Origin of the sequence: Mesorhizobium sp. B1-1-1 (assembly GCF_006442955.1) — a bacterium.
Taxonomy (GTDB): Bacteria; Pseudomonadota; Alphaproteobacteria; order Rhizobiales; family Rhizobiaceae; genus Mesorhizobium.
Genome location: NZ_VFWW01000009.1, coordinates 99,713 through 125,208, shown reverse-complemented (window position 1 = coordinate 125,208; position 25,496 = coordinate 99,713). Strand labels below are relative to the sequence as shown.

The window sequence follows — 25,496 nt, the reverse complement described above, 5'->3', positions numbered from 1 at the left end:
AGATCAGCCGTGTCAGCGCCTTTCGCGCCCGGCATAGGCGATCAGGCGGGCGGCTTGAGGCTTGGCGGGCAGCACCGAGCCTTGCGGATCGGATGTCGACGTCATCGCGCCGCGCTGCACCCAGGCCTGGAGGTCGTCGACGGCGTAGACGACGCGGCCGCCGAGTTTTCGATAGGCAGGCCCGGTGCCGTAGGTGCGGTGTTTCTCCAGCGTACGCGCCGAAAGACTGAGGAAATGCGCAGCTTCCGAAGTGCGCAGGTAGCGCGGCGGCAATGGCGCGGCGTCGGCATTCATCGGGTGTCTCCTTGCGGCCGTCGAGATTGAACGGCGATCGATGGCCAGGATGGAAGAGTGTGGAGACGGTGATCAGGTGCGCAATTGAGGGGCGCTATTTCGCACCGCCAAGAGGCCTTCAGGCAGTGGCGCCGGCGCGCAGCCATTGAGAACAGCCGCGCTCGACCATCTCCACGGCGTCGCGCATCAGACGACAGGAAGCCGGTAATGGCAGCCGGCGGCGCGGAAAGCTTCCGCGGCACCGGCAGAAGGCGCCTCGCCCGACACCGGGCGAGGCGTCTGCCAGTTCACTCGCCGTTGCGGCGGTTGGGGCGGGACCAGATGAGGCTATGGCCCTCGCCTTCCTCGTCGGCGAAGAGGTTGGCGTAGATCGGGGCGGTGAAGCTCGGATCGTCGAGCTTGAGCCCGAGATAGTCGCGGCCCTCGTTGGAGCGCTTGGACCAGGCGGCGCCGATTTCGGCCTTGCCGACCACCACGCGGTGGCTTGCAGCGTTCTCGCCGCTGGCCCGGGTGTCGGGGACGATGCGCACGCCCTTGGCCTGGACGCTGAGGGTGATGATCTCGCCGGTGAACTCGTTCGCATTGGTCTTCTTGAAAGTGCCGATGGTAGCCATTTTCAGTCTCCGTTTCTTCGTTTCCGAGCCCGCACCATGCGGCCTCGATAGCGATCACAGGGCCGGAGGCGACCGCCGCCGCATCGCTTGCGACCGCAGCAAAAGCGGAGGATGGCGGAGGCGCGCGTTTCTTGGTTCCGCGAGGAATGGGCTTTGCCCAGGGGAAGAAACGCGCAACGCGCCCTTGCGGCATAGGCGGTCGAGGCTTCAGCCGTCCTTCGGCCAGATCAGCCGGCTCGAGAGGTCGTTGGTGCGCTCTGCGAAATGAAGGAGGGAGGCAATCGCGGCATCGGTAGCTCGGCGACGAAGCGGATTGGTTGGCCAGGAGGTCCGCCCACAATGTTGACCCGCATCAAAGGCTTGCCCCGTTGTGCCAAGCGCACGCGACGGCACACTGCGAATGTCCTGTTTGGGCCGAAGAACGAACCCGCTGCGCGGGATGGGCGCGCTGGGATGAGGTAGAGATCACGAACCGGACGTCGCGCTCGCATTTGAGGGTGGTTCGGCAGCGGCAGAGCATCACAGGCTTCTTCAACAAGGAGCCTGACCATGCCCTGTCCTGTTCTTGATGCACCTATCAGTCCAGTTCGTCAGCGGCTGATCGACGACATGAATATGCGGCGTTTCTCACAGGAGACGCAGCGCAACTATCTCCGCGACATCGGACGCCTGGCGACGTTCCTCGGCCGGTCGCCGGATACAGCGACCACTGACGACCTGCGCCGATTCCAGATCGAGCAGCAGGACGACGGCGTTCCCGTGCCGACGATGAACAGCATCGTGTCGGCGCTGCGCTTCTTCTTCACACATACGGTCGATCGCCCCGATCTGGCGCGCAAGCTCGTTCGTCTGGCGCACCCGCGCAAGCTGCCGGTGGTGCTGAGCCGCGACGAGGTCGCCCGGCTACTCAACGCCACCACCTGCCTCAAGCACCAGGCCGCGCTGTCGGTCGCTTATGGCGCGGGCCTGCGCGTGGCGGCGGTGGCGACGCTGAAGGTTGCTGACATCGACAGCCAGCGCATGCTGTTGCGCGTCGAGCGCGGCAAGGACGGGCGATACCGCAACGCCATGCTGTCGCAAGACCTGCTCTTGTTGCTGCGCCAGTGGTGGAAGGGCGGACGCCAGCAGGGGGGTGATGCATCGCGACGGCTGGCTGTTTCCTGGGCAGCATGCGATGAAGCCCATCAGCACGCGGCAGCTCTATCGCGTGGTCGTCGAGGCAGCGCAGGCGGCCGACATCGCCAAGCGGGTCGGGCCGCACATGCTGCGTCACAGCTTCGCCACCCACCTGCTGGAGGACGGCACCGACATTCCGGATCATCCAGGTCTTGCTCGGGCGCGCCAAGCTAAATAGCACCGCCTTCTACACCAAGGTTGCAACCCTCACGGTGCGCACCGTCACGAGCCCGCTCGACAAGCTTGGCCTCTTCAAGCTGGAAGAGATCTCGCCCGACGGCTGAGCGTGCGCGCCTCGATTGAGGTTGCCGACATCTTCCGCACTGCCGGGCCCGCCTACCGGGCCGTCCATGCAGGGCATCTGACACTGCAGCAACTCAAGGTCATGTCGGCGATCGAGCACTGCCGCACCGCCGCCCTTGGCGGTCACGTGGAGGCCTGCGAGGACTGCGGCCAGTGGCGCATCGCCTACAACTCCTGCCGCAACCGGCACTGTCCGAAGTGCCAGGGTGCCGCGGCGCGGACATGGCTTGCCGAGCGCGAGGCCGACCTGCTGCCGGTCGGCTACTTCCACGTCGTGTTCACGCTGCCGGCCGAGGTCGCCGACATCGCCTTCCACAACAAGGCGGCGGTCGACGACCTGCTGTTCAAGGCGGCATCGGAGACGATGCTGACGATCGCTGCGGATCCGAAGCATCTCGGCGCGCGCATCGGCATCACCGCCGTCCTTCAAACTTGGGGCTCGGAAATGTCGCACCATCCGCATGTGCACATGATCGTGCCGGGCGGCGGCATCGCGCCAGACGGAAGCCGGTGGATATCGTCGCGCCCGGCCTTCCTGCTGCCGGTGCGCGTGCTCGGCAAGCTGTTCCGCCGCCTGTTCCTCTCTCGGTTGGTTGCGCTGCACGATGCCGGCCGGCTCACCTTCTTCGGATCGATGGCGCACTTCACCGACCGGCGAGCATTCCTGCGGCACCTGGCGCCGGTCCGGAAGAAGCGCTGGGTGGTTTATGCCAAGGCGCCCTTCGCCGGGCCTCAAGCCGTACTTGCCTATCTGTCCCGCTACACCCACCGCTTTGCGATCTCGAACCGCCGCCTCATCCGATTCGATGAGGCCGAGGTCACGTTCCGCTACAAGGACTATCGTCGCGACGGCACAGACCGGCAGCAGATCATGACGCTCGCCACCGACGAGTTCATCCGCCGATTCCTGCTCCACATCCTGCCGCGTGGCTTCCACCGCATCCGGCACTACGACCTGCTCGCCGGCGGCTCCCACAAAGCCAGCCTCGCACTCGCGCGCAAACTGTTGAGCGTCGCGCCGCTGCCCGAAGACGGCACTCCGGAAGAACCGACTGACTTCCGCCCGCCATGCCCGTGCTGCGGCGGACGGATGATCATCATCGACGTGTTCGAACGTGGAGGCAGCCGCGCGGGCCGCCGGACGCGTCGGCGACGAACCGGGAGAGCGTCCCATGACGCGGCATGGCGAAGTCCAGCCTTCAGCCACAGGCGCTCAGCCTCCGGCGACGAACCCACGCGCGTCCATGGAGATCATCGGCCTCGACAGGGCTAAGTCCGACCGCACGCCGAGCCGAGGAGGCCGCACGGCCGGAAGACAAGGCGGTCCGTGCATCAATCCCGCCGCTTCTCGCCGGCGGTCGCGCTATCCCCGACACCAGCCAAAAATCGAAATCCCCATAACCCCTCGCCTGTGGCTCGAGGGTTCCTTCTTCGGAGACTTTCGTACGCCTGCCGGCGCCCGAAACTCTTCACGGAATCGGACGGCTGGCTTCTAGGCTCAGATCATCAGAAGCGGACTTAACAGGAGGTCTGTGCGCCTCAGCTGAACTGATCCGAACGCGAACAGCGAAATCGAGAAATTGAAGAGAATAGGTCCGCTCGCCGGGAGCAGCCTTTACGTCTAGGGCTGTCGAAATCCCACGCGCGCCCTGTAGATTCTCCCAAGGTAAGCCAACCGCGCGGGTTTAAGCTCCTCTCGCTTCAATCCCGATGACGTAGCGCGTCGAGCCAATATCTTAATATCATAATTACAGCACTGGACCATTCCTCGGGGGCCTTCAGTAGCGCGGCTTCCCGATCAGCCCACCAGCTGTCTGTCTCACGCTCCAGCAAGATACGGACAAAGCGATGTCCTTCTGGTCGGTGCTTCTGACCTTGATCTTCAGCACCGAACCCGCCCGCAATGCGGCTACTGTTCCTTCATCGAGGGTGAGCGGCACGATGCAGCCGGCCGGCAAGCAGGTTGAGAAGCGCAGCGCCTCAAGGGGCTGGCTGTCATCGATCTGCAATGCGGCGCCGGCGTCGAGCATAAGCCCAAACGGAAGCACGACATTGCCCGCGAGCGTGGCGTCGCTGTTTCGCCTAAGCTCAACAGCCAGGACCCGCTGGCCGTTCTGCTGCGTCTGTTGCTGGGAGACACCGCACGTTACCGTTGATGTGCTGCTTTGACAGGTCAGGCTCCAGTCTTGATAGCTTTCCTGGAGCGAAGTCGCGCCGCCTGGCAGCTTTGAAGTCACATCTTGAGACAAAGCCGCGGTGCCCATCACCATCAAGCCGAGCGTCGCCGCTGCACTGGCCAGCGGGAATTTCCACATGCGCAATTCGATCACCTTTCTTGCGGGTGAGATTTATGCTCAGGAACTCCTGCAGCTTTCGCGCGGACTGCCTGGAAAGGCCGCCCTTGAACTGCTCCGGTCGGCTGGTTCGTGAGGCATAGGCGTAAAGCACGTGAATGCCCATGATTGCGATCAGCTGCTCGATATGGACGTGGCTGACGCCCTCCTTCTTCGTAAGCTCCGCCTTGAGCAGTTTGGCGATGCGCAACGCATTAAAGTCCCGCGTGCCAAGGGGCGGAGGCATCAACTCCGTCTCCACCGGGCCGAATTGCTGCCTGGCCAGTTCCTTCAGGCTGTCGTCCGGGTAGACGATAATTGCGCTCTCCCGCGCCTTCGACAGCCGCAAGCGAGCTTCAAGATGTGCCGGCTTGACGATGATGCTCCCTGCCGCCGCGTCGTAGCGCTCAGCCTTGGCTCCCCCGAGGGAGGCACACACGCCTGGTGCGGCCTCGAGACCGACATAGACAACGTGATCACTTGCCTCGAAGGTGTGTAGACCAGGTGCAATGACGGAACAAGACGCCCTGCCCCGCTGAGTCGCTATCGTCCGCTCATCGGTTGTCGAAGAAACAGATTGCAAGTCCAGTTCGGGTGGATCGAAGCCGGCATCCAGATCGTGCTCAGAAGAAGTCATATCAGTCGGCCTGTGTCACAGCGCGAGGCAGGAAGACATTCACGTTTCAATTAGTGAATCCTAATTTAGAAGACGAACACTCCCATTCACCTTAGTGAGCGCCGTCAGACGTCCCTGGAATGTAAACTATCCCCCGAATGAACCGGTTCCCGATCATTCGCTTTTGATTCAACTCAACAATGGAACAAGGGTCGTGTGCCACACCCGCAGCGGTTGTGGACCAGAGTTGAGCGGCTTGTCATTGACCAGACCCCAACCGCAAAAAAGTGAGCTCGAAGGGTTGCCATGCACTCACGGGGGCGCATATCGGGTCGCGGGGATGCACTGCGGTTCGCTGGGTGCGCGGGCCACAACCTTGATGATGGTGACGGAACATTGAAAAATCCCGAACTTCGCCCAATCGATCTTCCACAGAGCAGCAGCGGCCTCGGAGCCTTGTGACCAGACTATTCGGAGTGCATGGGAATGCGGGGCCGAGGCTGGATTCGGGAACTGCGGCTTGCTGACGCTCAACAGCTCAGAAAGCAAATCGCCCAGTTCGAAATGGAACTACTTACGGAAAGAGAGTCATTCAAACTAAGAAGGCTCGCGGAGCTCGGCTATCACATCCATTCCCGCAAGTTGCGACTTCAACGCCTGGAGCGCTGCATCTCTGCGCTGAAGTGACTGATCTCTAGGAACCGCCGGCGACCGCCGAGTGGTCCGCTCGCGAAAAATAAGCTTTGGGGAGCACGATCCTGCATTCCATGCGCAGCGATCGGAGGCGGCGAGGTTGTAATACGAGTGTCCCATTCCGTTTCTCCTTCGGCCATGATTGGCCACCGGAGAAACGCGGGTACCCCTCGGGGCGTGATCCTGGCTAACCGCAATCTGATCGGTCCCGACATCGTGATCGCGGCGACGGCTATAGTACGGGCCTCGAATCGATGGTGGGCAAGCTTGGCGTTCTGGACGGCAGGGCGTTCCGCTTTTTAACGGCGGCGATCATGATCCGACGCGGCCGGGTCTGTGGTTCACGGGAATGCAGCCAAATGTCCGCGGCTGCTTCGCCGACGCCAGGATTCAGGCGCGCCATCGCAAAGGCCATTGTCAAATCATCGCGGCGCGAAGCGCGCCAGCAGCGGCAAGCAACGCCACAACAACCCACGACGGCATCCGCCATACGACCAGAAGCAGGAACCCGGTTACAGCCAGAGCAAAATCCCCTGGCGTGACGACTGCGCTCTTCCATACCGGATCGTAGAGAGCCATCCCAAGGATGCCGACCACAGCCGCATTCGCACCGCGCATCGCAGCCTGGGCGCCTGGACGCGAGCGCAGGGCGTCCCAAAACGGCAACATGCCGTAAACAAGCAGCGTACCGGGCAGGAAGATGGCGATAAGCGCGATCGCCGCGCCGGCCAGGCCGTTTGGAACGGGGCTTGCCACGCTCCCCAGATAGGCAGCGAACGTGAAGAGCGGCCCCGGCACTGCCTGCGCCAGTCCATAGCCCTGCAGGAAGGCTTCGTTCGTCACCCAGCCCGTGTTGACGACCTCCGTTTGCAGCAGCGGCAGCACCACATGGCCTCCGCCGAATACCAAGGCCCCAGAGCGGTAGAAGGCGTCAAAGAATGCGATAGCGTGACTACCCGTGGCCCGTTCCGTCAGCGACGGAACGACAAGGAGGACAGCAAAGAGTGCTAGCGAAACAGCGCCGCCGCGAGCCGAAACGGGAAAACTCAAATGTCCAGGCACCTTGGTTTCCTCGCCAGGGCAAAGCCATAGCCCGGCGAGGGTTCCAAGGACGATCGAAGCTATTTGCGCGAACGACCCGCCGACGACGACGACAACCGCAATCGCGAGTATCGCAATGGCGGCGCGCTGCTTGTCGGGCGTTAGCGTTCGCGCCATGCCCCAGATTGCTTGTGCTACCACGGCAACAGCCACGAGCTTGAGCCCGTGAAATACGCCGTCCGCGACTGGGCCATGAAGCCCTGCCGCACCAAAAGCGAAGGCCACAATGATCAGTGCCGATGGCAGGGTGAAGGCGAGCCATGCTGTAAGGCCACCTGCCAGGCCACCACCTCTGAATACGCCGAGGGCGAAGGCCACCTGGCTGGACGCCGGACCAGGAAGAAACTGGCAAAGGGCGACGAGATCGCCATACGCTTGCTCATCGAGCCATTTGCGACGCAACACCAGTTCGTTGCGATAGTAACCGAGATGCGCGATGGGTCCGCCAAACGATGTGAGGCCAAGCCTCAGGAATACACGAAAGACTTCGCCTGCGGACCCGCGTATCGGCGCGCCTAGCTGTTGGTCCATTGCGTTGCCCATACGAAATCGCTTCTAATAAACTTGCCGGGGGTCGTTTGAAAGGTGATCCATAATGACGCCAGCCAGTGTTCGGTACATTGTCAACGATGTCGCAATCTCCGTCGCCTTCCACACGCAGCACCTTGGGTTCACCATCGAGCAGGACGCACGGCCAGCGTTTGCGTCGGTGACCCGTGGTCCCTTGCGGCTGATGTTGAGTGGCGCTGCAAGCTCCGGCGCACGGCCGATGCCGGACGGTCGCCGTCCAGTGCCCGGCGGGTGGAACCGCATCCTGCTGCTTGTCGAAGATCTGAAAGAGGAAGTCGAACGGCTGAAAGGCGCCGGGTTGCCATTTCGCAATGAGGTCATCAGTGGAGTCGGTGGCTCGCAAATCCTGCTCGAAGACCGTCGGGGAACGTGATCGAACTGTTCCAGCCCGCCGCTCACTGACAGGTTCTCAACCTTGCTTTTGGAACTGACCGAGGTTTGAAGCTCGTCGGAACGGCCGAATCGGTGCAAGCGGCCGTAGACATGGTCGGAGTTCTGACGGCGTGTATAGGCGCCGTCTTCCGACACGAGGCTTTCAGGGCCAGGCGGCGGGCCTAAATGCCGCCCATTCCTCAGGCTAACAGAATACGGCACCATCAAGCTGCGCATGGGGTTGAACGCGCATCGTCGGAAACTTGGAACCCCCGCTTAGTCACTCGGAGCCGCGTGCGCCGTGGCGGAAGAGCTGTACTTCTAACTCGCCTCCCTATTGACAGACGGGCTGCATGCCGGGCCGCTCCGGCGGGAGCGCAATGTAGCCTTACTCGGCGACGGCAATAAAACAAAGCAGGTGTGCGACATCCAAACATTTGGATTCAACGTCCGGCATAATATGGCTTGAACGAAGTGCAAATGCTATGACCGTCGGATCGACAGAGTTCGGAGACCCATTCGCGGACGCAAGCGGTCCGTAGGCGGAGATGATCCGGAGGCTGCACCAAAGGGGCGATGATGATGGAAGCAGCGCCGCATTCACAGATTGCTGACCACTACGCGCGAGGCAGCCTGGTCGCAGGTATTCGCGATGGTCTTGCCGCCATGGGGAAGACCGAAAGCACGGTCACCGCCGAGGACCTCTCGCCCGTAGACGAGTTTCACATTGGCGGCCGCGCCGCCACGGGAGAGTTGGCAGGGCAACTTGCGCTCACCGCTGCGGATCGAGTGCTCGACATCGGCTGCGGCCTCGGTGGACCAGCGCGACAGATCGCAGCGAAGTATGGCTGCCACCTCACCGGCATCGATCTCACTCGCGACTACGTCGAAGCCGGCAATGTCCTTTCCGGCTGGCTCCATCTAGGGGAGCGCGTCTCGTTGCAGCAGGGCGATGCTTTGCGGCTGCCCTTCCCAGATGGATCGTTTACTGCCGCATACATGTTGCATGTCGGAATGAATATCGCCGACAAGAGCGCACTATTTTTCGGACATTGCGCGGGTCCTATGCCCCGGGGCGCGTTTCGGTGTCTTCGACGTCATGCGCACTGGACCCGGCGAACTGTCTTATCCGCTGCCATGGGCGAGTACGGCAGATACGAACGCGATCGCCGCTCCAGAGCAGTACCGCGACACACTTTCCGCGGCAGGGTTCGAGATCTTGTCGGAACGCCAGCGGCGTGATGCTGCGCTCGAGTACTTCGCACGGCAGCGCGCCCAAGTGGCCATGGGGCGGGCAGTACTGGGCGTGCAAACTCTCATGGGAGCGCGGCGGCCCCAGATGGTCCGAAACATGAGCGAAAGTATTTCAGCCGGCCTGATTGGGCCGGTCGAGATTATTGCCCGAAGGCGGTAATATCTGTTGTCGATTTCAACTGATTCTGGCGGGAAACGCAATGTCTGCTTCGGGTCAGGAATTGAACTAACGCGCCCGCCCCGTGCAAGTCCGCTTTGGTGAGCAGCAGCGCTAACTTCAACGGCCGGAATTGGGCGCATTGCTGCCCATCATTTCGGCTGAAAGCGAAGAGACATGGTCGTCGCGCTGCATCGTGTCACGCGGGTTCTCGAATCGGACCCGAGGTCCGCATCCCGACTACCTTCTGGAATCACCTCTCCGAGACTCTCCGGCGCAAGCGGGGAATGCTTGTGGGGTTGGGACGGGTGACCCGCGGTCGCCTCATTCCAGCCGTATCGCCGAGGAGCGATCTGAGCCCAGGTCGAGTGTGGCCGACCGGACAACGTCCCGACGCTCGTCGAATGGCCCTCACTGACGAGAGAAGCAGCAGGACGATTGGCTTCGACACCCACGCCTAGAATAAAGCGTTGATGACTACCGTGCCACGCAACGACACCATGTCCCGGGGTATCACCAAGGTTTGCTTGCGCGTTCTACGTCGAGGGAAGCGCCAGCCGCTTCTGGCCAGCAACGATACGGCGGAAGAACCACAGAATGGCTGGGCAAACCAGGAGCACGACGGCCCCGAAGTCCAGCGCGGCGCTGGCGGAGCCGATCGAGGTGGAAAGCTTTCCGCCGATCGCCGCTCCAACCGGGCTCCCGGCATAGAAAGCCGTATAGAATATTCCCATTCCGATCGCCCGCGTTTTCCGCTCGAGCACACGTGCTGGAAGGCTCATGATCGCACCGGCGGGGAGGCCGCAGACGGCACCGACGGCAATGACGATGGGAAGCACGTGGCCGCTTCGCGACAGGAGAACCGTTAGCAGGGCAAAGGCGATGCTGCCTGCGACAATGATGGCTTCGCCGCGTTTGGTCTGATCAGCGAGGAAGCCACCAAAGGGAACCGAAATCGCCGCGAGCCAGAGGACGATGCTGATCGTCGATCCAGCCGCAGCCATGGACCATCCTCGCTCAACCAGCATCGATGGCCCGAAACTGAAGATCATCGACAAACCGAGATTGTAGAGACACCAGATTGAGCTAGCGGCAACGACTGCATAGACCGTTTCCGAGGTCAGACTGCCTCGTTCGCCTTCAAGAGAGACCGCCGCCTCCGGCGCGCGGTAGACGAAAGCCATGAGGCCGAAGCCGATCAGAATCCACCCCGCGACGGCAAGGTTGACGAGATGAAGCCCGAACCTCGCTCCGATCCATGGCAGGAGCATGAGCGAGATTGCGATGCCCACCGGCCACGAGTTGACGAAAATGGCCATCGCGGTTGCGATTTCGCGACCAGTGAACCAGTCGGCCACCATCTTGGTCATCAGGACGCTCAAGAGAATGCCGCCAGTGCCCGCAATCAGTCGGCCCGCGATCTGCACGCTCCATAATGCCGACGTAGTCATAAGCAATTCGCCGGCCAGCATCGCCAGGAGCCCCCCGAGGACGGTCGCCTTGTCGCCATAGCGGCGTCCGATCGTGCCACCGGGCAGAGCAAGCAGGACGCCGGGCGCAAAGTAAACTCCTATAAGGATACCGATGTCGGCCAGGCTCGCATCGACGCTTTGGCTAAGCTGTGGTGCGACGGCCCCTACGCTCCCGAACTGAAATGCGAAGGCGGTGCGAGCGACAAACAAGACAGCAAGAATGGTCCAGCGGCTTGGCACTTGAGTCCTCCCGTGGGACTGACAATCCGCGCATGGTTTTCACCAAATGCCTGGCGCACTCAGTCCTATCAATGATGTCTCAGCGCTTGCAGATCATGTCGGCCAGCGGCCCAGGCAAGCGCCTCTTCGAGCCTGTCGTCACCCCAAAACGTCTCGCCATCCACGACGAACGCTGGAGAGCCGAAAATGCCGTAGTTGCGGGCCGCGTCGGTTTCAGCCTTGAGACGCTCATGGGCACCGGGCTCATCGGCCCTTGCAATCGCACGACCGACATCTTGACCGAGGGGGGCTAGCACATGCTCCAGATGGGCACGGCTACCCAGATCCATGCCTTCTAGGTACCACGCCCTGAAGCTTGCGACGGTATAAGCCTCGCACCAGCCCTCTTCGGCCGCCACCATGGCGACTCGGTTGGCCACAAGGTCCGGATCGGTCGGCCAGATGGGTGGCCTGACATAAGGCACCCCGTGCGTCGCCGCGCGTCGCTCCACATCGCGCCACATGTACTTCACCTTTGCCGCCTGGGTGCGGAGGGCGATGTTGTTCTCGGCCATGACGGTGCGGACATTGAAGGGCCGCCATCGAACGGCAACACCCGACCGTTTTGACACCGCATCAACGCGCATCACGGACAGATACGAGTAGCCGCTTCCGAAGAAATAGAAGAAGTCGAGTTGCTGCATTCCCGTCGCCTCCCATCCATGGATGCCGACACTCAGCCAACTCGGCAACAAACCTATGCCTCAGTCGGTGCTGTTAAGGCTGCACATCCGTATCAGCCATGATCCGCCGGCCTGCTGCTCGAAGACGTTGACAGACGTACCGCTGCCAACCTCCAGGCCCTCGGTATACGTCGCCAGACACCAAGCCAGGTCACCAGATCTGCCCGCGTGTATCACTGTCATCTTCTTTTCAGGCGCCTCGTCGTGGCCGTGCGTCCAGGCTGTATGGAGAGCTTCGATAGCATCCCGGCCCCGAGCAGGAGGCGCGTAGGGCGAAAGTAATTCGGCATCGGCCGTAAACATGGCGCCGCATGTTTTGGCGTCGCCAGCACGATAGGCAGCCACATAGGAATTCCAGAAAACCTGCAGTTCCTCGTGAATCGACATCGGACGGCCCTCCGGAAGCCAGTTTGCTATATTAGCGGTTTCTTAGATGTACGACAATTCTCCAATGCTGGTCCGCCGCTGGCCATCTTCCCACCTAGCCGTTATCGCGGTGACCCCGGGGGGTCGGTCTCCGCTTCAGGTAGTATGCGATCTCACACCGCGCGCACGGGTGCGCTTATGGGATATCGCAAAGGCGGGCTCTACGTCGGAGTTGAAGGCGAAGAGCAGCCGTTCACTCCAGAATCTGCCGACAGCGCATAAGTGGACCAGGCGCCGGACGGACCCCCTTCAGGAGAGGCGCCTTCGTGCGCGCAGCAATTGGCGGTAGCCGCGCTCGACCATCTTCAGGCCGTCGCGCACGAGGCGATACGTCTGGTAGCGGAAAGGCGAGTCCTGCCAGTCAGTGGCACTGACCAACTTCCGACCAAACAAGGCCGTCGCGACTTCGAAATGAGATGCCTGCTCCTCACGGCCGTCAAGGCACTGCAGCATATGGCCAAGACGCCGCCGCTGGGCCGAGGTCAAGCGGGCATCGGGAAGGTGTTGCCTGTGGATCGAGCGGACGAATCTCTCGATCGCCTGTAGCCTGTCATGCGCCATGTCATCGAGTGGAATTATGGCAGCCAGCGGCTCGCCTGGTCGCGCGCCGCCGAGAAGCGCCAACTGCACGCCGGCCGGCGAAGATCGCACGTGAAGGCCGACTTCGTCACGCTTTCCCGCGGCCAACCGAACATCGCGGGCGCTGTCTTCCCGCGCGAGCATATCCGCCGGAACCTCGACCAGGTTCACGACCCCAGGGTCGATCTGAGGCGCCCAATAGACCGGCTGCTCGACCGCGGACTGATCAGGCCTGGCGGCGAAACTGCAAGCCCCAGCGCTTGCGCAGCGCACGCATCGCTTTAGCCGAGCGGGAGGCCGCGAAGTCCCGCTGATACTGGGGATTTCGTCGCAGGAACTCCCAGGCAATCTCATCGGCCGCGGCGCCTTTAACGAACGCGTATGCCTGTGGGTCACACCACTGCGATGTATCGGGCTTCATCCGTATCCTTCCCTTCTCATGGATTTGATACGGAGACGCAGCGTTGAGCGAAATCCTTGGATTCCGTCATTGACGAATGAACGAGAGAGATCTCGGCGCCGAGCATCAGGCCGAGACTTTGCGATGCCTACTGGCTGGCCCCTTCCAGTGTCTTGAATGTGTCCGTCCAGGCGCGATAGGCCTCCTCATCGCCCTGGCTCCACGCGCTGAAGGCGCGCCAGGCGGCGAAAGAGGATGCAGACTGCTCGAACAGCGCGCCGATCGACTGGTCGCCTGCAGGCCAGCCGGCAGGCTCGCTGTTTATCGCTTCAGGCGTGAGGCGCCGCAGATCGGCCAGGGCCGAGCGGATGTGGGGCAACGGAAATTCGCACAGGTCTGTGTTGTCAGCCGCTTCTCGAACGATGACTGCAAGCTTGGCGATAACGCCCGCCAGCGATTGGGCAGACGTCACTGCAATCTTATCCAACAAGGCATCGGCCTTTTCAGCCTCGCTCTGCTCCGCCGTCCGGGCATCGAGATAGCGGTCGGCGTCAGCGCCCTCCCCGCGCCCAGGGACTTCGCCGACGGAGAAGAGCGCGCCGCGCTCCAAGAGCCCCTCCTCGGCCTGCTGCTGCCTGACACAGGAGGCTAGCATTCCAACATGAGCGTCGATCCAGGCAAGGGACAGGACGAGTGCTGGATCGGCCGACGGCGGGTCTACGACCGCATGGTCGGCCGAACGCTTAGGGTGTTCTTTGGTGCATGGCGATTGCCTCTCCCGTCCCAGCGTGACGGGAGGCAAAGTCGTGGTATTGTCGGAATCAGCCATGATCCGAGCTCCACACAGCTTGGCTTTGGTCAGGTCGAAAAGGGTGTTCGCGCACCCTCTTCGACCGCAAGTTCGAGACAGGGGTAATATACAAATTGATTGAGGTCAATCATAATATTGGAGACAAGGCGGCGAATTTCAGCGCCGAGCAGTGCCGCGGCGCACGTGCAATGTTGGGTTGGAGCCAAGATGATCTGGCCCGCGCGGCCACCGTCGCACGGCAGACAATCGCTGATTTCGAACGCGGCGCGCGGACTCCGATTGCAAATAATATATTAGCGATCGTGAATGCGCTTGAAAGAGCAGGCATTGAAGTACTTCCCAACAATGGGATCCTCTTGCGTAAGAGCAGCTGATCGCGATTTCTGGACCACCGTCGAATGCGAAAGCCCGTCCGACCGGGGTCGAACGGGCTCGATTGAGAGTTACTCGCCGTTGCGGCGGTTGGGGCGTGACCAGATGAGGCTGTGGCCCTCGCCTTCCTCGTCGGCGAAGAGGTTGGCGTAGATCGGGGCGGTGAAGCTCGGATCGTCGAGCTTGAGCCCGAGATAGTCGCGGCCCTCGTTGGAGCGCTTGGACCAGGCGGCGCCGATTTCGGCCTTGCCGACCACCACGCGGTGGCTTGGAGCGTTCTCGCCGTTGGCCCGGGTGTCGGGGACGATGCGCACGCCCTTGGCCTGGACGCTGAGGGTGACGATCTCGCCGGTGAACTCGTTCGCATTGGTCTTCTTGAAAGTGCCGATGGTAGCCATTTTCAGTCTCCGTTTCTTCGTTTCCGAGCCCGCACCATGCGGCCTCGATGGCGATCGCGGGGCCGGAGGCGACCGCCGCCGCATCGCTTGCGACCGCAGCAAAAGCGGAGGATGGCGGAGGCGCGCGTTTCTTGGTTCCGCGAGGAATGGGCTTTGCCCAGGGGAAGAAACGCGCAACGCGCCCTTGCGGCATAGGCGGTCGAGGCTTCAGCCGTCCTTCGGCCAGATCAGCCGGCTCGAGAGGTCGTTGGTGCACTCTGTGAAATGAAGAGGGAGGAAATGGCGGCACATGCGATTAGAAGACCAAGCCACCGGGTCTCCAAGATGTCTCTCGATCGGCTTGGCATGGGCTGTATCAAGCCCTTATCACGTCGGCATGAGGCGACCGCCACCTCGTCCGCAGTGGCGGCTCGGGACCCGATCCGCGCGAACTGCCGCCCAAGGAACTGCGCAAGCCGCGACATCTACATCCCGGGTCTGCATATTGACAACATTAAGGTCAAGACGGCGGGAGTTCAGGTGAATCGAATTTCTTGCCCGGCTCAGGATCGCAAGACGACCCGAGGCGTTACACGTCGACACCGTGACTCCGCGCCCTGGCAAGAAGGAAGACGATAATGGCAGACAACAAGTCGAAGCGAGGCGCCGCCGACCGTCGGCAAGTCTCCGGCGGTGAAGGCTACGAGGTCAATTACTTTGCCCGCAAGCACGGCATCAGCAAAGAGCAGGCCGAGGCGCTGATAAAGCGGGTCGGCAACGACCGCGACAAGCTCAATGCCGCCGCGCAGAAACTAAAGAAATAGGCCGCGCGCCGGAATGGCGCGTCGGACAATTCGGTTTGGTGAGAGTAAATTCTGTGAGCAAGTCAGCGTCGCGTCGCCTCACAATCAGAGGATCTTCAACTCCCCCTACGAAGCCAGCCTCGCGACGCGCGGCCAAACTCGCGCCACCTGCCTTCCGGCCGGTCCAGCTCGCAAAACTGGTGGACACAGTTCCCCCCGGCGATCGCTGGATTCACGAGATGAAATACGATGGCTACCGCATCCTCGTCGCTGTGGGTGGCGGAGAGGCGCGCGCCTATACGCGCTCCGGTCTGGACTGGTCCGACCGTTTTCCCTCGATCCTGTCCGAGGCACGCAAGCTCAAGATTCGCTCGGCGCTCATCGATGGAGAGGCCGTCGTCACCGACACCGAGGGACGATCCAGTTTCCAGGCGCTTCAGAACGCATTGAAGGGTGCTCCGGCGAGCATTGACTATTTCGCCTTCGACCTGCTGCAGCTCGATGGCGAAGACCTGACCAGGCTTCCGCTCCTGGAGCGCAAGAAGAAACTGGAGGCAATTCTGCCGGCCAGGAACCCCATCTTTCGCTACTCCGATCATATCCAGGGCCGTGGAGAGGAATTGCTGAACCGCTTCTGCGACGCCGGCCTGGAAGGGGTAATCTCGAAGCTCGCGGATTCCGACTATGTCGGCGCCCGGGACGGCAGCTGGCTGAAGATCAAGTGCATCAAACGTCAGGAATTCGTGCTCGTCGGCTGGACGCCGTCAGACAAGGATCGCGCGTTTCGATCGCTGATTCTTGTTTTCAATGATGGCGGAAAGCTGCGCTATGCCGGCAAGGTCGGGACCGGTTTCGATACCGCCGAGATGGCCCGGCTGATGAAGATCATGGCGCCGCTCGAGCAGAAAGCCGCCACGGTCGAGGCGCCGCGCGCGGAGGTTCGCGGCGCCCACTGGCTGCGTCCCAAACTTGTAGCCGAGATCGCCTTTACCGAGATGACCAACGAAGGAACGCTGCGTCATCCAAGCTATCTTGGCCTGCGCGAGGACAAGAAGCCGGAGGCCGTCGTGCTCGAGACGGAACACCGCACAGCAACCCTGCCGTCACCGGCAATCAGCACGATTGCGATCAGCAATCGCGGCCGCGTCATCTACCCGGAATCCAACATCACCAAGGGACAGCTAGCCGATCATTACGCCGAGGTCGCCGACATCATGCTTCCGTGGGTCGGCAACAGGCCGATCAGTCTGGTCCGCTGCCCGCAGGGCCGCGCGAAGAAGTGCTTTTTCCAAAAACACGACGCCGGCAGCTTTGGCGACAAGGTCCATCACGTCGGGATCACCGAGAAGGACGGACACGAGGAGCCTTACCTCTATGTGGACGATGCCGACGGGCTGATGACCTGCGTCCAGATGGGAACGATTGAGCTGCATGGATGGGGAGCCCGCATCGAGGACGTCGAAAAGGCCGACCGGTTGGTGTTCGATCTGGACCCGGACGAGGGCTTGGATTTTGAAGCCGTCCGCGCGGCTGCCTTTCAATTCCGCGACATCCTCAAATCGTTGGGACTGACGACTTTCCCGATGCTGACGGGCGGCAAGGGGGTGCATGTGATCGCTCCGCTGACCCCACAGGCAGAATGGCCGGAGGTAAAGGATTTCGCGTCCCGCCTGGCTCAGGCGGTCGCCCAGAGCGATCCGGCCCATTTTACCGCCGCGTTGTCGAAGGCCCGCCGCAAGGGTCGCATATTCGTAGACTATCTGCGCAACCAGCGCGGAGCGACCGCGATCATGCCGTACAGCGCGAGAACCCGGCCGAGTGCTCCGGTGGCGGCGCCGATCACCTGGGCGGAGATGAAGACCATCAATGCACCCTCGCATTTCCATGTCGGCGACGCTCCCGAATTGAAGAAACGAGCGGCTTCCAAGGCTCTGGCGGGCTGGGGGCGCGCTGATCAATCCCTGCCACATCTGTAGCGCCAGCGGGCAGAGGAGAAGCCACGCCGTTTTTCCAACCCGGCGCCATGGCCCGCCAGGATTCTTTGGAACCTGCCAAGACCGGCCTCGTTTGCCTGAAGCCATGGCAAAAACCGACACGAGGACCATCGCCAATCTTCTGAGGGAATACGCGCATAGGACATCCCTGCGCGGCGGTAATCCCTATCGCGCAAAGGCGTATCTACGTGCCGCTGACAGCCTGGCGGCACTCTCCCAACCACTTGATCGCATCATCGCCGCCGGCGCCCTCACCAGTATCCCGGGGATCGGGGACGCCATCGCGGACATCGTGACGAAGCTCCATCAGACCGGCACGCACCCAAGCCTCGACAAACTGCGGGAAGAGGTGCCGGCAGGCGTGATGGAGCTGTTTGCAATCCCTGGTCTTCGGCCCGACAAGATATTGAAGCTTCACCAGGCGCTCGGCGTGAGTTCGCTGGCGGAGCTCAAAACCGCGGCGAAGGAAGATCGCATCAGGCCGGTCAAGGGGCTTGGTGCCGCGCTTCAGACGAAGATCCTGGAGAACCTGGCTATCGCGCGAAGCGGTCAGATGCAGCTTCATCTCCACAAGGCTGCTGCTCTCCTGGAGCATGCAATGGCATCGTTGCAGCAAGAACATCCGGAGTTCTCCCGCGTCGAGATCGCCGGTGACTTCCGGCGCGGGTGCGAGCTCGTTTCCGCTTTCGCGCTGGTAGCGCAAGGCACGGAGCAGGCCGAGCTCGCGGATGCGACCCTGCGGGTTGTCATCACCGACAAGAAGCACTTTGGCGCCAGGCTCCTCGACGCGACCGGTTCGGCAGATCACCTCAAGCAGCTGAAGACGCTCGCGGCCGTCAAGGGATTTGTCCTGAAGGGTGACGGGCTCTATCGCGGCCGAAAGCTGGTCGCCTCAGCGACAGAAGAGGATATCTACGAGACCATAGGCCTGCAGTTCGTCGAGCCCGAACTGCGCGAAGGCAGGGATGAGATCAGACGGGCGGCCAGCCACGAGCTGCCCGCACTTGTTCGAGACCAAGATCTGTGTGGCATCCTGCACTCCCATACGACAGCGTCCGACGGCACCGAGACGCTCGAGACGATGGCCGAAGCCACGCGCAAGCGCGGGTTCGAATATTATGGTGTCGCCGATCATTCGCAGTCCGCTCACTATGCGGGTGGCCTTTCGCTGCAGGAGATAACTGAACAGCATCGCGAGGCCGACCGGTTGAACCGGCGGTATGGTGGGAGATTCCGTATCCTGAAAGGCATTGAGGCTGACATTCTGGCGGACGGCTCGCTCGACTATCCGGATCATGTCCTGGAGCAGTTCGACTTCGTCGTCGCCAGCGTGCACAGCCGCTTCAAACTGCCCAGGAAGGAGCAGACTGAGCGCATCATCGAGGCGATCGGCAACCCCCGGACGACGATCATCGGCCACATGACAGGCCGCCAGCTGTTGCGGCGCCCGGGCTACGATCTCGACATCGCCAAAGTTCTTCGGGCCTGCGCCAAATTTGGCGTCGCCGTCGAAGTCAACGCACATCCATGGCGTCTCGATCTCGACTGGCGCTGGCATCAGGAGGCACTCGAATACGGCTGCATCTTCAGTGTCAATCCGGATGCTCATTCAATTCGCGAGCTCGATCACATGCACTGGGGCGTTGAGATGTCGCGCAAGGGCGGCGTCCCTGCGCAGCGAGTCCTCAATGCGATGCGCCTGCCGGCTCTGCTTTCCTATCTGGAAAAGCGCAAGCGCGCATCCAAGAGGATCGGTCGACCACGCCTGATGGCGAGGGACGCTATGCTGTAATTCAATTGGCTGGTCTGGTGCGGCCTCCTTCAACAGGTGCACGCTGCGTATATGATATTGGAATCGAGCCAACGGTCCAGCTGACCGAGCTGTTCGACCGACAATGTCCCTGCCGGCAACGGTCTGGTCAATGATTTGGCGGAGACCGACGGATCGAGCCACGCGGCCCAATCCTTGAATGACGATTTGACGGTCATGATAAGGGGCGATGTCCGGAACTGAAGATTGTAGGATCCGGCAGCACGAAGCTTATATCCTGGCGGAATGACATTGCAGGCAAATGGCCCCTGCCGCGGCGCTGACCCGCGCAAGATAATCCATGTCGACATGGATGCGTTCTACGCGTCGGTCGAACAGCGCGACAATCCAGAACTCCGCGGCAAGCCGCTTGCCGTCGGTGGAGCGGCCGCCCGCGGCGTGGTGGCTGCCGCAAGCTACGAGGCCCGCGCCTTCGGCGTTCGCTCCGCCATGCCTTCGGTCACGGCAAAGCGCAAATGCCCCCAACTCATCTTTGTGCCGCCTCGTTTTGACGTCTACCGGGCAGTCTCGGCTCAGATCCGCGAGGTGTTCGCCGAACATACCGATCTCATCGAACCGCTCTCGCTCGACGAGGCTTATCTCGACGTGACGCAGAACCGGCTCAATATTTCGTCGGCCACGACGATCGCCGAGACGATCAGGACAAAGATCCTGATGGTGACCGGTCTCACCGCTTCCGCCGGAATCTCGTACAACAAATTTCTCGCCAAGATGGCGTCCGACCAGAACAAACCGAACGGCCAGTTCGTCATCACGCCACGCCATGGGCCGGCGTTTGTCGAGGGTTTGCCGGTCAAGAAATTTCATGGTGTCGGTCCTGCGACCGCCGCGAAGATGGAGGCGCTCGGAATTGAGACCGGCGCCGATCTCAAGGGCAAGTCGCTCCCTTTCCTGCAGCAGCATTTCGGAAAGGCGGGGCTCTGGTACTATCAAATCGCGCGCGCCATCGACGAACGCAAGGTCGAACCAGATCGGCCGCGCAAATCAATCGGCGCCGAGGACACGTTCGCAGTCGACATATTCGACCTCAATGCATCAATCGCCGAACTCAAGCCGCTGGTCGCCAAGGTCCGGGGCTACTGTGAGGGCAAAGGCGTTCGGGGCCGGACCGTCACGCTGAAGATCAAGTTCGCCGACTTCCAGCAGATCACGCGCAGCCGCACGGTGGCGGTGCCGATCGAACTTCCGGATTTCGAACATCTCGCAGCCGATCTCCTTCAATCGGTGTTTCCGGTGCGGAAGGGAATCCGCCTGTTGGGCGTCACGCTTTCCTCCCTAGGCGATGTGTTGCCGCCGGATCAACGTCAACTGCGCTTCGAGCTTTAGCACTGCCCTGGGGCCAGGACGGAAAGGACGTCCGGCCGCATCTTGTCCGGATCATCGCTCGGGTGGATCGATCGTCGCGGACGATCTGGGAAACCTCTCCTTCATATTCGTCGGCCGCACGACCGTGAGTGTACCGTCGCCGGCGCCTGGTGGCGAGGCTGAAGGCGAAGGCGTTGGCTTCGACGAGGGACATTTTCCCGGCTCCTGTTCTGGAAGCGGGGAGCGATCCCCGCGTGACAGACGCCCGATGTATCCGGCCGAGGGCCGCAATCACCGTGAAGGCAAAGCCGAAACGGCGGCACGCTTTGCGTAGTCCGACCCTTTATGGATTGATGGCATCAGGCCCTCGGACCGGACCAAGGAATTGCGCCGACAAACGCGGGGATAGGGTCCCTGTTCTCCATTCCAGGACGGGATGGGATGTGAACCTCATGGTTCGCCACTTCGCATTCACCGCCGCCAAATCGGCAGGAGCGATCGTTCGATCAACGCGCCGGGAGCGACGAAAAACAAAGCGAATGACTGGAGGCGACTGGCCTTGTGGCGCCGTCATGTGGCGCCGAACCTCATCACCGGAATGCCGAGCCTGCGGGCCTTGTCGGCGAGGTTGTCCTGAATGCCTGAGCCGGGGAAATGAATGACGCCAATCGGCAAGGTGTCGAGCATGGCGTCGTTGCGCTTGAAGGGCGCGGCCTTGCCATGTTTGGTCCAGTCCGGCTTGAAGGCAATCTGTGGCACCTTGCGGCTGTGAGCCCATTTGGCCGCGATCAACTCGGCACCTTTGGGTGACCCGCCGTGCAGCAGGACCATGTCCGGATGCTTGCCATGGACCTGGTCGAGCTTGGCCCAGATCAGCCAATGATCGTTGAAATCGAGCCCGCCGGTGAAGGCGACTTTCGGGCCCGGAGGCAACAGCACCTGACTGTCTGTATGCTTCCTCGCGGCAACGAAGTCCCGGCTGTCGATCAGAGCCGCGGTCAGGTTGCGATGGTTGACGACAGAGCCCGAACGCGGGCGCCAGATCGAGTGTGTGTGGCGCTCGCAATGCTCGGCGGCCTGATCGCGCATCAATTCGAAGGCGTTGCGGCGTTCGAGCAGCGTCTGACCTTGGGCGATGAGGCGCTCGAGCTCGACCGACTTGACCTCGGATCCGTCTTGTTCGCGCTGTAGCCGTTGCTGGCCAAGCTCGTTTTCATCGAGCTCGCGTTCGATCCGCTTGGTCGCGCGATGGAACAGATTGACCGTCCCCCACAGCAACTCCTCGAGGTCGGGCTCAAGGCGTGTGTCGGCCATCGCCACCAGGAGAGCGTCGAAGATGTCGGCGATGCTGGCGGCTATGACCCGGCCTTCGGGAAGCGGGCGCGGATCGGGTTCATCGTCGAAGGGACGGTAGCCGTAGAGCTGAAGCTCGTGCAGGATGTGGTCGATGGATGATGATGCGGGTTGCGGCTCGAAGTCGGTATCGTGCTCGGTGCTCATGGCGGCTTGCCTTCGTGGGACCGGCCGCGCCCATCGCGGCCTTCATGGCGACGAAGGCGATGGACGATCCGGACTTGCACCCGAAGCGCCAGCGCAGGGCCGGAACGGGAGTGAAGGATGGCGAAGCCCGGCTATTTTGGTTCGCGATGGAAAGGCCCGAAGACGAGGTCCCGGGCGGCTCGCCGCACGGGGTGGCAAGGGCCGCCGGAAAATAACGGGGCGCAGCCATTGCCTGTCCGGACCGGCTGGTGCCCGATCGCCCTCTGGAAGGCCGGTGGGCCGGCCCTCGCCTCAGCGAAGGCCCCCCTGCGCACCGAGGTACGCCTAGCAAATGCCACCCCTCCCTTCCCCTTCCGGTCAGGCCGCCAGCTTCACGAAGCGCTCGACATCCTGTGGCGCGATCTGAACCCGCAGGATCCCCCTCAGCGCATTGACGCCGAGTAGACGCAGATCCTCGTTGAGGTCGCCAAGTTTCGGCGTCAGAACCATGGCCTCGATACCGGCCGCGCTGGTGCGTTCAATCAGGGTTGCCACTGCTGCGTCGCCTGCCGGATCATTGTCACGGGCGATGTAGAGGCGCCGCAATGTGTCAGGAAACAGGATTGCGGACAGATGCGCCGCCGACAAGGCTGCGAGTGCCGGCATGGCGGGCAGGACAGTGCGTTGCGACAGCATGGTCTCGATGCCCTCACCGGCGGCCATGACATCGCAGCAGCAGCCGAAGCGGACAGCGTGTCCGAGCAGTTCGCCCATGGCCCGTCTCGGTGTCTCGAGCGGAGCGCGGCCGAGATGGGCTTCGCTAAATCCGCCCGGATCGAGCCAGGTGCGGTGGGCCCCGGTAAGCTTGCCTTTGAGGTCGGTGACCGCCGCGACCATTGCCGGCCAGGTTTCAGTCCGGCCGCGGTCTGAACGGTAGTAGCAGCGAGGATGAAACCGTAGGCTCCCAGTCTCATGCACGGCTGTAATCGCGCGTGCGCGCAAATACGTCTCCACAAGAGTTCCCCGTATCGGCTGCGACATGGAGACCAGCCGCCGCGCCGCTTCAGGGGAACCGCCGGCAGCGGGAACGGCTTGCTCCCACTGGCCCTTTGGTTCGTTCGTGGGCGGCATGGACAGAAAGCTGCGCGCCTCGCCGGACACATCCTTGAAGTCCGTCAGGCCAAGCGATTCACGGATGACGTCCAGAAGGTCGCCGTGCTCGCCGGTGGCGGCGTCGGTCCATTTCCCGGCGGCACCCTTGCCGCAATCCGGTCCCTTGAGACGCACAAACATCGAGCGCCCCGGCGCATTGCGGGCGTCGCCAACCAGCCAGTAGCGGCCCTCACGGCGACCGTTGGAAAGGTAACGGCGGCAAACAGCCTCAGCCTGCCGAGCAAGATGGCTTGCCAGTTCGGATGCATCGCGAGGCAGCATCAGCGGGCCTCCCTCTCACTGATGCGCTGCACTGGCCAACACTCGATAACCTTGGCCGGCACCGCAGGCCCGCTGGCGTCCGCCGGCACAAACATGCGCAGCTTCCAGGATATGATTTCATGGAAGAGTCCGTAGGCGGTGAGCCGCTCGCGCATGGTATCGGTGATGCGACGCACATTGGACTGGCCGAGCACCAGCTTGTTGAAAGGGATATCGCGCGAGGACGACAGCGTGATCTTTTGAACGGCAGTGGTCATTTGAAGGTCTCCGCGACGGGCCGCCGAGAGCCTCTCTCTCAGCCTTGAACCCGTCACAAGATCCCTCCAACCCTCTCCCTCTCCTGCCTGCACAATCCGGCACACCGTTGCTCGACTGCCGAGCGCGCACGCATGTCGGCCTGTACGTTGTCTCCGCGTGAGCCGATGGTTGGAGCGGACAGACGAAGTGCGGCTGGCACTTGATACCTATGCCGATCGGCGGAACGGTGCATGCGCTGTTCGGGTCAGCGAAATTATGCCGCCCATTTGTCGTTGCCTGCGCTCAGCCCGATGGATGCTTCGGCCTCCACCGGCACGTGGCCAAGAAGCCAATCGGCCGCCTTGCTGGCCAGGCTGGCGGCGCGAACGATGGCGCGATTGTCCTCGCGCAAAACCTCCAGCCATGAGCCGATGTAGTCGGCATGCCGAACCGTGGGCACTATGCCCAAGGCGGCGCAGCAGAAGGCCGCGTTGATTTCTGCCACGAGTTCCTCGAACGCATACTTCCTGGAGGCGGTAGAGCCGGATAATTTGCGATCGAGACGTGAACTGTGGCCGGTGGCATGACCGAGCTCATGCAAGGCTGTCCGATGCCAATTGATCGGCTCGAAGTAGGCTTGGGGCGGAGGCACCTGTATATAATCGTGGGCCGGCACGTAAAACGCCCTATCGCCGCCGATACGAAAGTCGATGCCGGTGGCCTTGATCAGCGCCTCGACACGCGGTTCGATCGGGCTAGCCACCGGCAGTACAGCCGAAGCTGCGATTTCGTCAGGTAGCCCTTTACATTGTTCAATGTTGAAAACGGTGAAGCGCTTGAGGAACGGGATGGCTTGAGCATCCTCACCCGTCTCGCGAGCGCGCTTCTTCTCGTGATCCGGGACAAAACGATCGGCATAAACGACCGTTGTCCCGCGCTCGCCTCTACGGACATTCCCGCCGAGCGCGAAAGCCTGTCGATAAGTTATCCAACTCTGCGTTGGGAACCCGCATTCAACGACCGCGCCCCAGAGAATAAGCACGTTGATCCCGCTATACGCGCGATGCGTCCTGGCATTCTTCGGCAGGGAAAGCGACGCGTTTGCGGCGGAAGTTCCCCATGGCTGAACCCAGGGAAAACGACCCCCTTCCAGCTCGGCAATTATCTTGCCGGTGATCTCGTCGTAGAGGTTCGACCGGTCGGCGGCGTGGGTTCGTTTGGTCCGGACATACATCGCGGTTCTCCGCGACGGGCGCCGAAGGCCTCTCCTTCCGCTTTCAACCCGTCGCGAAAAACCCCTCCCATCCTCTAACTCTCCGTCGGGAGAGCTCTGCTTTCCCGACCAAATGAAAAACGGCGTACAAGGCGGAGGCACCGAAATGTCCGTCATTGCGACCAAGTCAGTTCGGTGCTGGAGCAAGTTCGTGGCCCTGAGACCGGTTCAACAGAGGCGGCCGAAGGAGCATCAGCATAGCGCCGCCGCCAGGCGGGATGCGGGACCGACCGCCCCCGGCGAAGGGCGCCGGATCAA

General features: G+C 62.0%; 22 protein-coding genes and 4 pseudogenes. 8 read left to right on the top strand and 18 right to left on the bottom strand.

Features of this window, described 5'->3' with window-relative positions; genetic code table 11:
- Positions 1-12: 12 nt before the first annotated feature.
- On the bottom strand, positions 13-294 hold the full coding sequence (locus FJ986_RS19780; RefSeq protein WP_140523012.1) for a helix-turn-helix domain-containing protein: 282 nt from the start codon (positions 292-294) through the stop codon (positions 13-15).
- Between the two features lie 287 nt (positions 295-581).
- Positions 582-908 (bottom strand): DUF736 domain-containing protein, encoded by a 327-nt coding sequence (locus FJ986_RS19775; protein ID WP_140523014.1) that lies wholly within the window; start codon positions 906-908, stop codon positions 582-584.
- A gap of 549 nt (positions 909-1,457) precedes the next feature.
- Here FJ986_RS19775 and FJ986_RS19770 point away from each other — a divergent pair.
- Together FJ986_RS19770 and FJ986_RS19765 are read left to right on the top strand one after the other, a co-directional pair.
- Positions 1,458-2,368: pseudogene (locus tag FJ986_RS19770) on the top strand (site-specific integrase).
- A 2-nt stretch (positions 2,369-2,370) separates the two neighbouring features.
- Positions 2,371-3,507, top strand: a pseudogene (locus tag FJ986_RS19765) (IS91 family transposase); the annotation flags it as partial.
- A gap of 658 nt (positions 3,508-4,165) precedes the next feature.
- Here the strand turns inward: FJ986_RS19765 and FJ986_RS19755 are convergent.
- The 3 genes from FJ986_RS19755 to chrA all read right to left on the bottom strand — a co-directional run bounded on the left by FJ986_RS19755 (position 4,166) and on the right by chrA (position 7,673).
- Complete coding sequence (locus tag FJ986_RS19755; protein WP_224656334.1) at positions 4,166-4,564, bottom strand: invasion associated locus B family protein; 399 nt, start codon at positions 4,562-4,564, stop codon at positions 4,166-4,168.
- Positions 4,476-5,357, bottom strand: coding sequence for a hypothetical protein (locus tag FJ986_RS30895; RefSeq protein ID WP_246681813.1), 882 nt, complete (start codon positions 5,355-5,357; stop codon positions 4,476-4,478). Before FJ986_RS30895 ends, FJ986_RS19755 begins: the two co-directional genes overlap by 89 nt.
- 1,089 nt (positions 5,358-6,446) lie before the next feature.
- Positions 6,447-7,673: a chromate efflux transporter gene (chrA, locus tag FJ986_RS19745; RefSeq protein ID WP_140555420.1), complete on the bottom strand. Its 1,227-nt coding sequence runs from the start codon at positions 7,671-7,673 to the stop codon at positions 6,447-6,449.
- A 52-nt stretch (positions 7,674-7,725) separates the two neighbouring features.
- On the opposite strand from chrA, the pseudogene FJ986_RS19740 reads away from it, so the two are divergent.
- A pseudogene (locus FJ986_RS19740) lies at positions 7,726-8,102 on the top strand (VOC family protein).
- Between the two features lie 570 nt (positions 8,103-8,672).
- Here FJ986_RS19740 and FJ986_RS30890 read toward each other — a convergent pair.
- From FJ986_RS30890 to FJ986_RS19705, 7 genes are all read right to left on the bottom strand, one after another.
- A complete protein-coding gene (locus FJ986_RS30890; protein ID WP_246672802.1) occupies positions 8,673-8,993 on the bottom strand; it encodes a hypothetical protein in 321 nt (106 codons plus the stop codon).
- 1,026 nt (positions 8,994-10,019) lie between these two features.
- Entirely contained in the window at positions 10,020-11,195 is a 1,176-nt protein-coding gene (locus FJ986_RS19730) for an MFS transporter (protein WP_140565810.1), read from the bottom strand.
- Positions 11,196-11,263: 68 nt separating this feature from the next.
- Positions 11,264-11,878: a 2-hydroxychromene-2-carboxylate isomerase gene (locus FJ986_RS19725; protein WP_140523034.1), complete on the bottom strand. Its 615-nt coding sequence runs from the start codon at positions 11,876-11,878 to the stop codon at positions 11,264-11,266.
- Between the two features lie 60 nt (positions 11,879-11,938).
- Entirely contained in the window at positions 11,939-12,304 is a 366-nt protein-coding gene (locus tag FJ986_RS19720) for a nuclear transport factor 2 family protein (RefSeq protein WP_140523036.1), read from the bottom strand.
- A gap of 288 nt (positions 12,305-12,592) precedes the next feature.
- Complete coding sequence (locus FJ986_RS19715; RefSeq protein ID WP_140523038.1) at positions 12,593-13,093, bottom strand: DUF2285 domain-containing protein; 501 nt, start codon at positions 13,091-13,093, stop codon at positions 12,593-12,595.
- Between the two features lie 55 nt (positions 13,094-13,148).
- Entirely contained in the window at positions 13,149-13,343 is a 195-nt protein-coding gene (locus FJ986_RS19710; RefSeq protein ID WP_140523040.1) for a DUF6499 domain-containing protein, read from the bottom strand.
- 127 nt (positions 13,344-13,470) lie between these two features.
- On the bottom strand, positions 13,471-14,151 hold the full coding sequence (locus FJ986_RS19705; protein WP_224656331.1) for a hypothetical protein: 681 nt from the start codon (positions 14,149-14,151) through the stop codon (positions 13,471-13,473).
- Between the two features lie 95 nt (positions 14,152-14,246).
- Between FJ986_RS19705 and FJ986_RS19700 the strand changes: the two genes are divergently transcribed.
- A complete protein-coding gene (locus FJ986_RS19700) occupies positions 14,247-14,507 on the top strand; it encodes a helix-turn-helix transcriptional regulator (RefSeq protein ID WP_224656332.1) in 261 nt (86 codons plus the stop codon).
- 69 nt (positions 14,508-14,576) lie between these two features.
- On the opposite strand, the gene FJ986_RS19695 is transcribed toward FJ986_RS19700, so the two are convergent.
- The gene (locus FJ986_RS19695) at positions 14,577-14,903 is read right to left on the bottom strand and encodes a DUF736 domain-containing protein (protein ID WP_042643545.1); all 327 of its coding nucleotides are present in this window, start codon (positions 14,901-14,903) and stop codon (positions 14,577-14,579) included.
- 617 nt (positions 14,904-15,520) lie between these two features.
- On the opposite strand from FJ986_RS19695, the gene FJ986_RS19690 reads away from it, so the two are divergent.
- The 3 genes from FJ986_RS19690 to FJ986_RS19680 all read left to right on the top strand — a co-directional run bounded on the left by FJ986_RS19690 (position 15,521) and on the right by FJ986_RS19680 (position 19,471).
- On the top strand, positions 15,521-15,706 hold the full coding sequence (locus FJ986_RS19690) for a DUF3606 domain-containing protein (protein WP_140523042.1): 186 nt from the start codon (positions 15,521-15,523) through the stop codon (positions 15,704-15,706).
- Positions 15,707-15,759: 53 nt separating this feature from the next.
- On the top strand, positions 15,760-17,661 hold the full coding sequence (gene ligD, locus FJ986_RS19685) for a DNA ligase D (RefSeq protein ID WP_224680367.1): 1,902 nt from the start codon (positions 15,760-15,762) through the stop codon (positions 17,659-17,661).
- Between the two features lie 103 nt (positions 17,662-17,764).
- Entirely contained in the window at positions 17,765-19,471 is a 1,707-nt protein-coding gene (locus FJ986_RS19680; RefSeq protein ID WP_140523044.1) for a DNA polymerase/3'-5' exonuclease PolX, read from the top strand.
- 29 nt (positions 19,472-19,500) lie between these two features.
- Here FJ986_RS19680 and FJ986_RS19675 read toward each other — a convergent pair.
- Positions 19,501-19,687 (bottom strand): annotated as a pseudogene (locus FJ986_RS19675) (hypothetical protein); the annotation flags it as partial.
- Positions 19,688-19,735: 48 nt separating this feature from the next.
- Here FJ986_RS19675 and dinB point away from each other — a divergent pair.
- Complete coding sequence (gene dinB, locus FJ986_RS19670) at positions 19,736-20,836, top strand: DNA polymerase IV (protein ID WP_140523046.1); 1,101 nt, start codon at positions 19,736-19,738, stop codon at positions 20,834-20,836.
- Positions 20,837-21,385: 549 nt separating this feature from the next.
- Here dinB and FJ986_RS19660 read toward each other — a convergent pair.
- From FJ986_RS19660 to FJ986_RS19645, 4 genes are all read right to left on the bottom strand, one after another.
- Positions 21,386-22,315, bottom strand: coding sequence for a DUF2493 domain-containing protein (locus tag FJ986_RS19660; RefSeq protein WP_140675460.1), 930 nt, complete (start codon positions 22,313-22,315; stop codon positions 21,386-21,388).
- 357 nt (positions 22,316-22,672) lie between these two features.
- Complete coding sequence (locus FJ986_RS19655) at positions 22,673-23,728, bottom strand: toprim domain-containing protein (RefSeq protein WP_140523052.1); 1,056 nt, start codon at positions 23,726-23,728, stop codon at positions 22,673-22,675.
- Positions 23,728-23,985: a hypothetical protein gene (locus FJ986_RS30885; protein ID WP_140523055.1), complete on the bottom strand. Its 258-nt coding sequence runs from the start codon at positions 23,983-23,985 to the stop codon at positions 23,728-23,730. The genes FJ986_RS19655 and FJ986_RS30885 overlap by 1 nt, the downstream gene beginning before the upstream one ends.
- A gap of 254 nt (positions 23,986-24,239) precedes the next feature.
- A complete protein-coding gene (locus tag FJ986_RS19645) occupies positions 24,240-25,199 on the bottom strand; it encodes an ArdC family protein (RefSeq protein ID WP_140555422.1) in 960 nt (319 codons plus the stop codon).
- Positions 25,200-25,496: the final 297 nt, after the last annotated feature.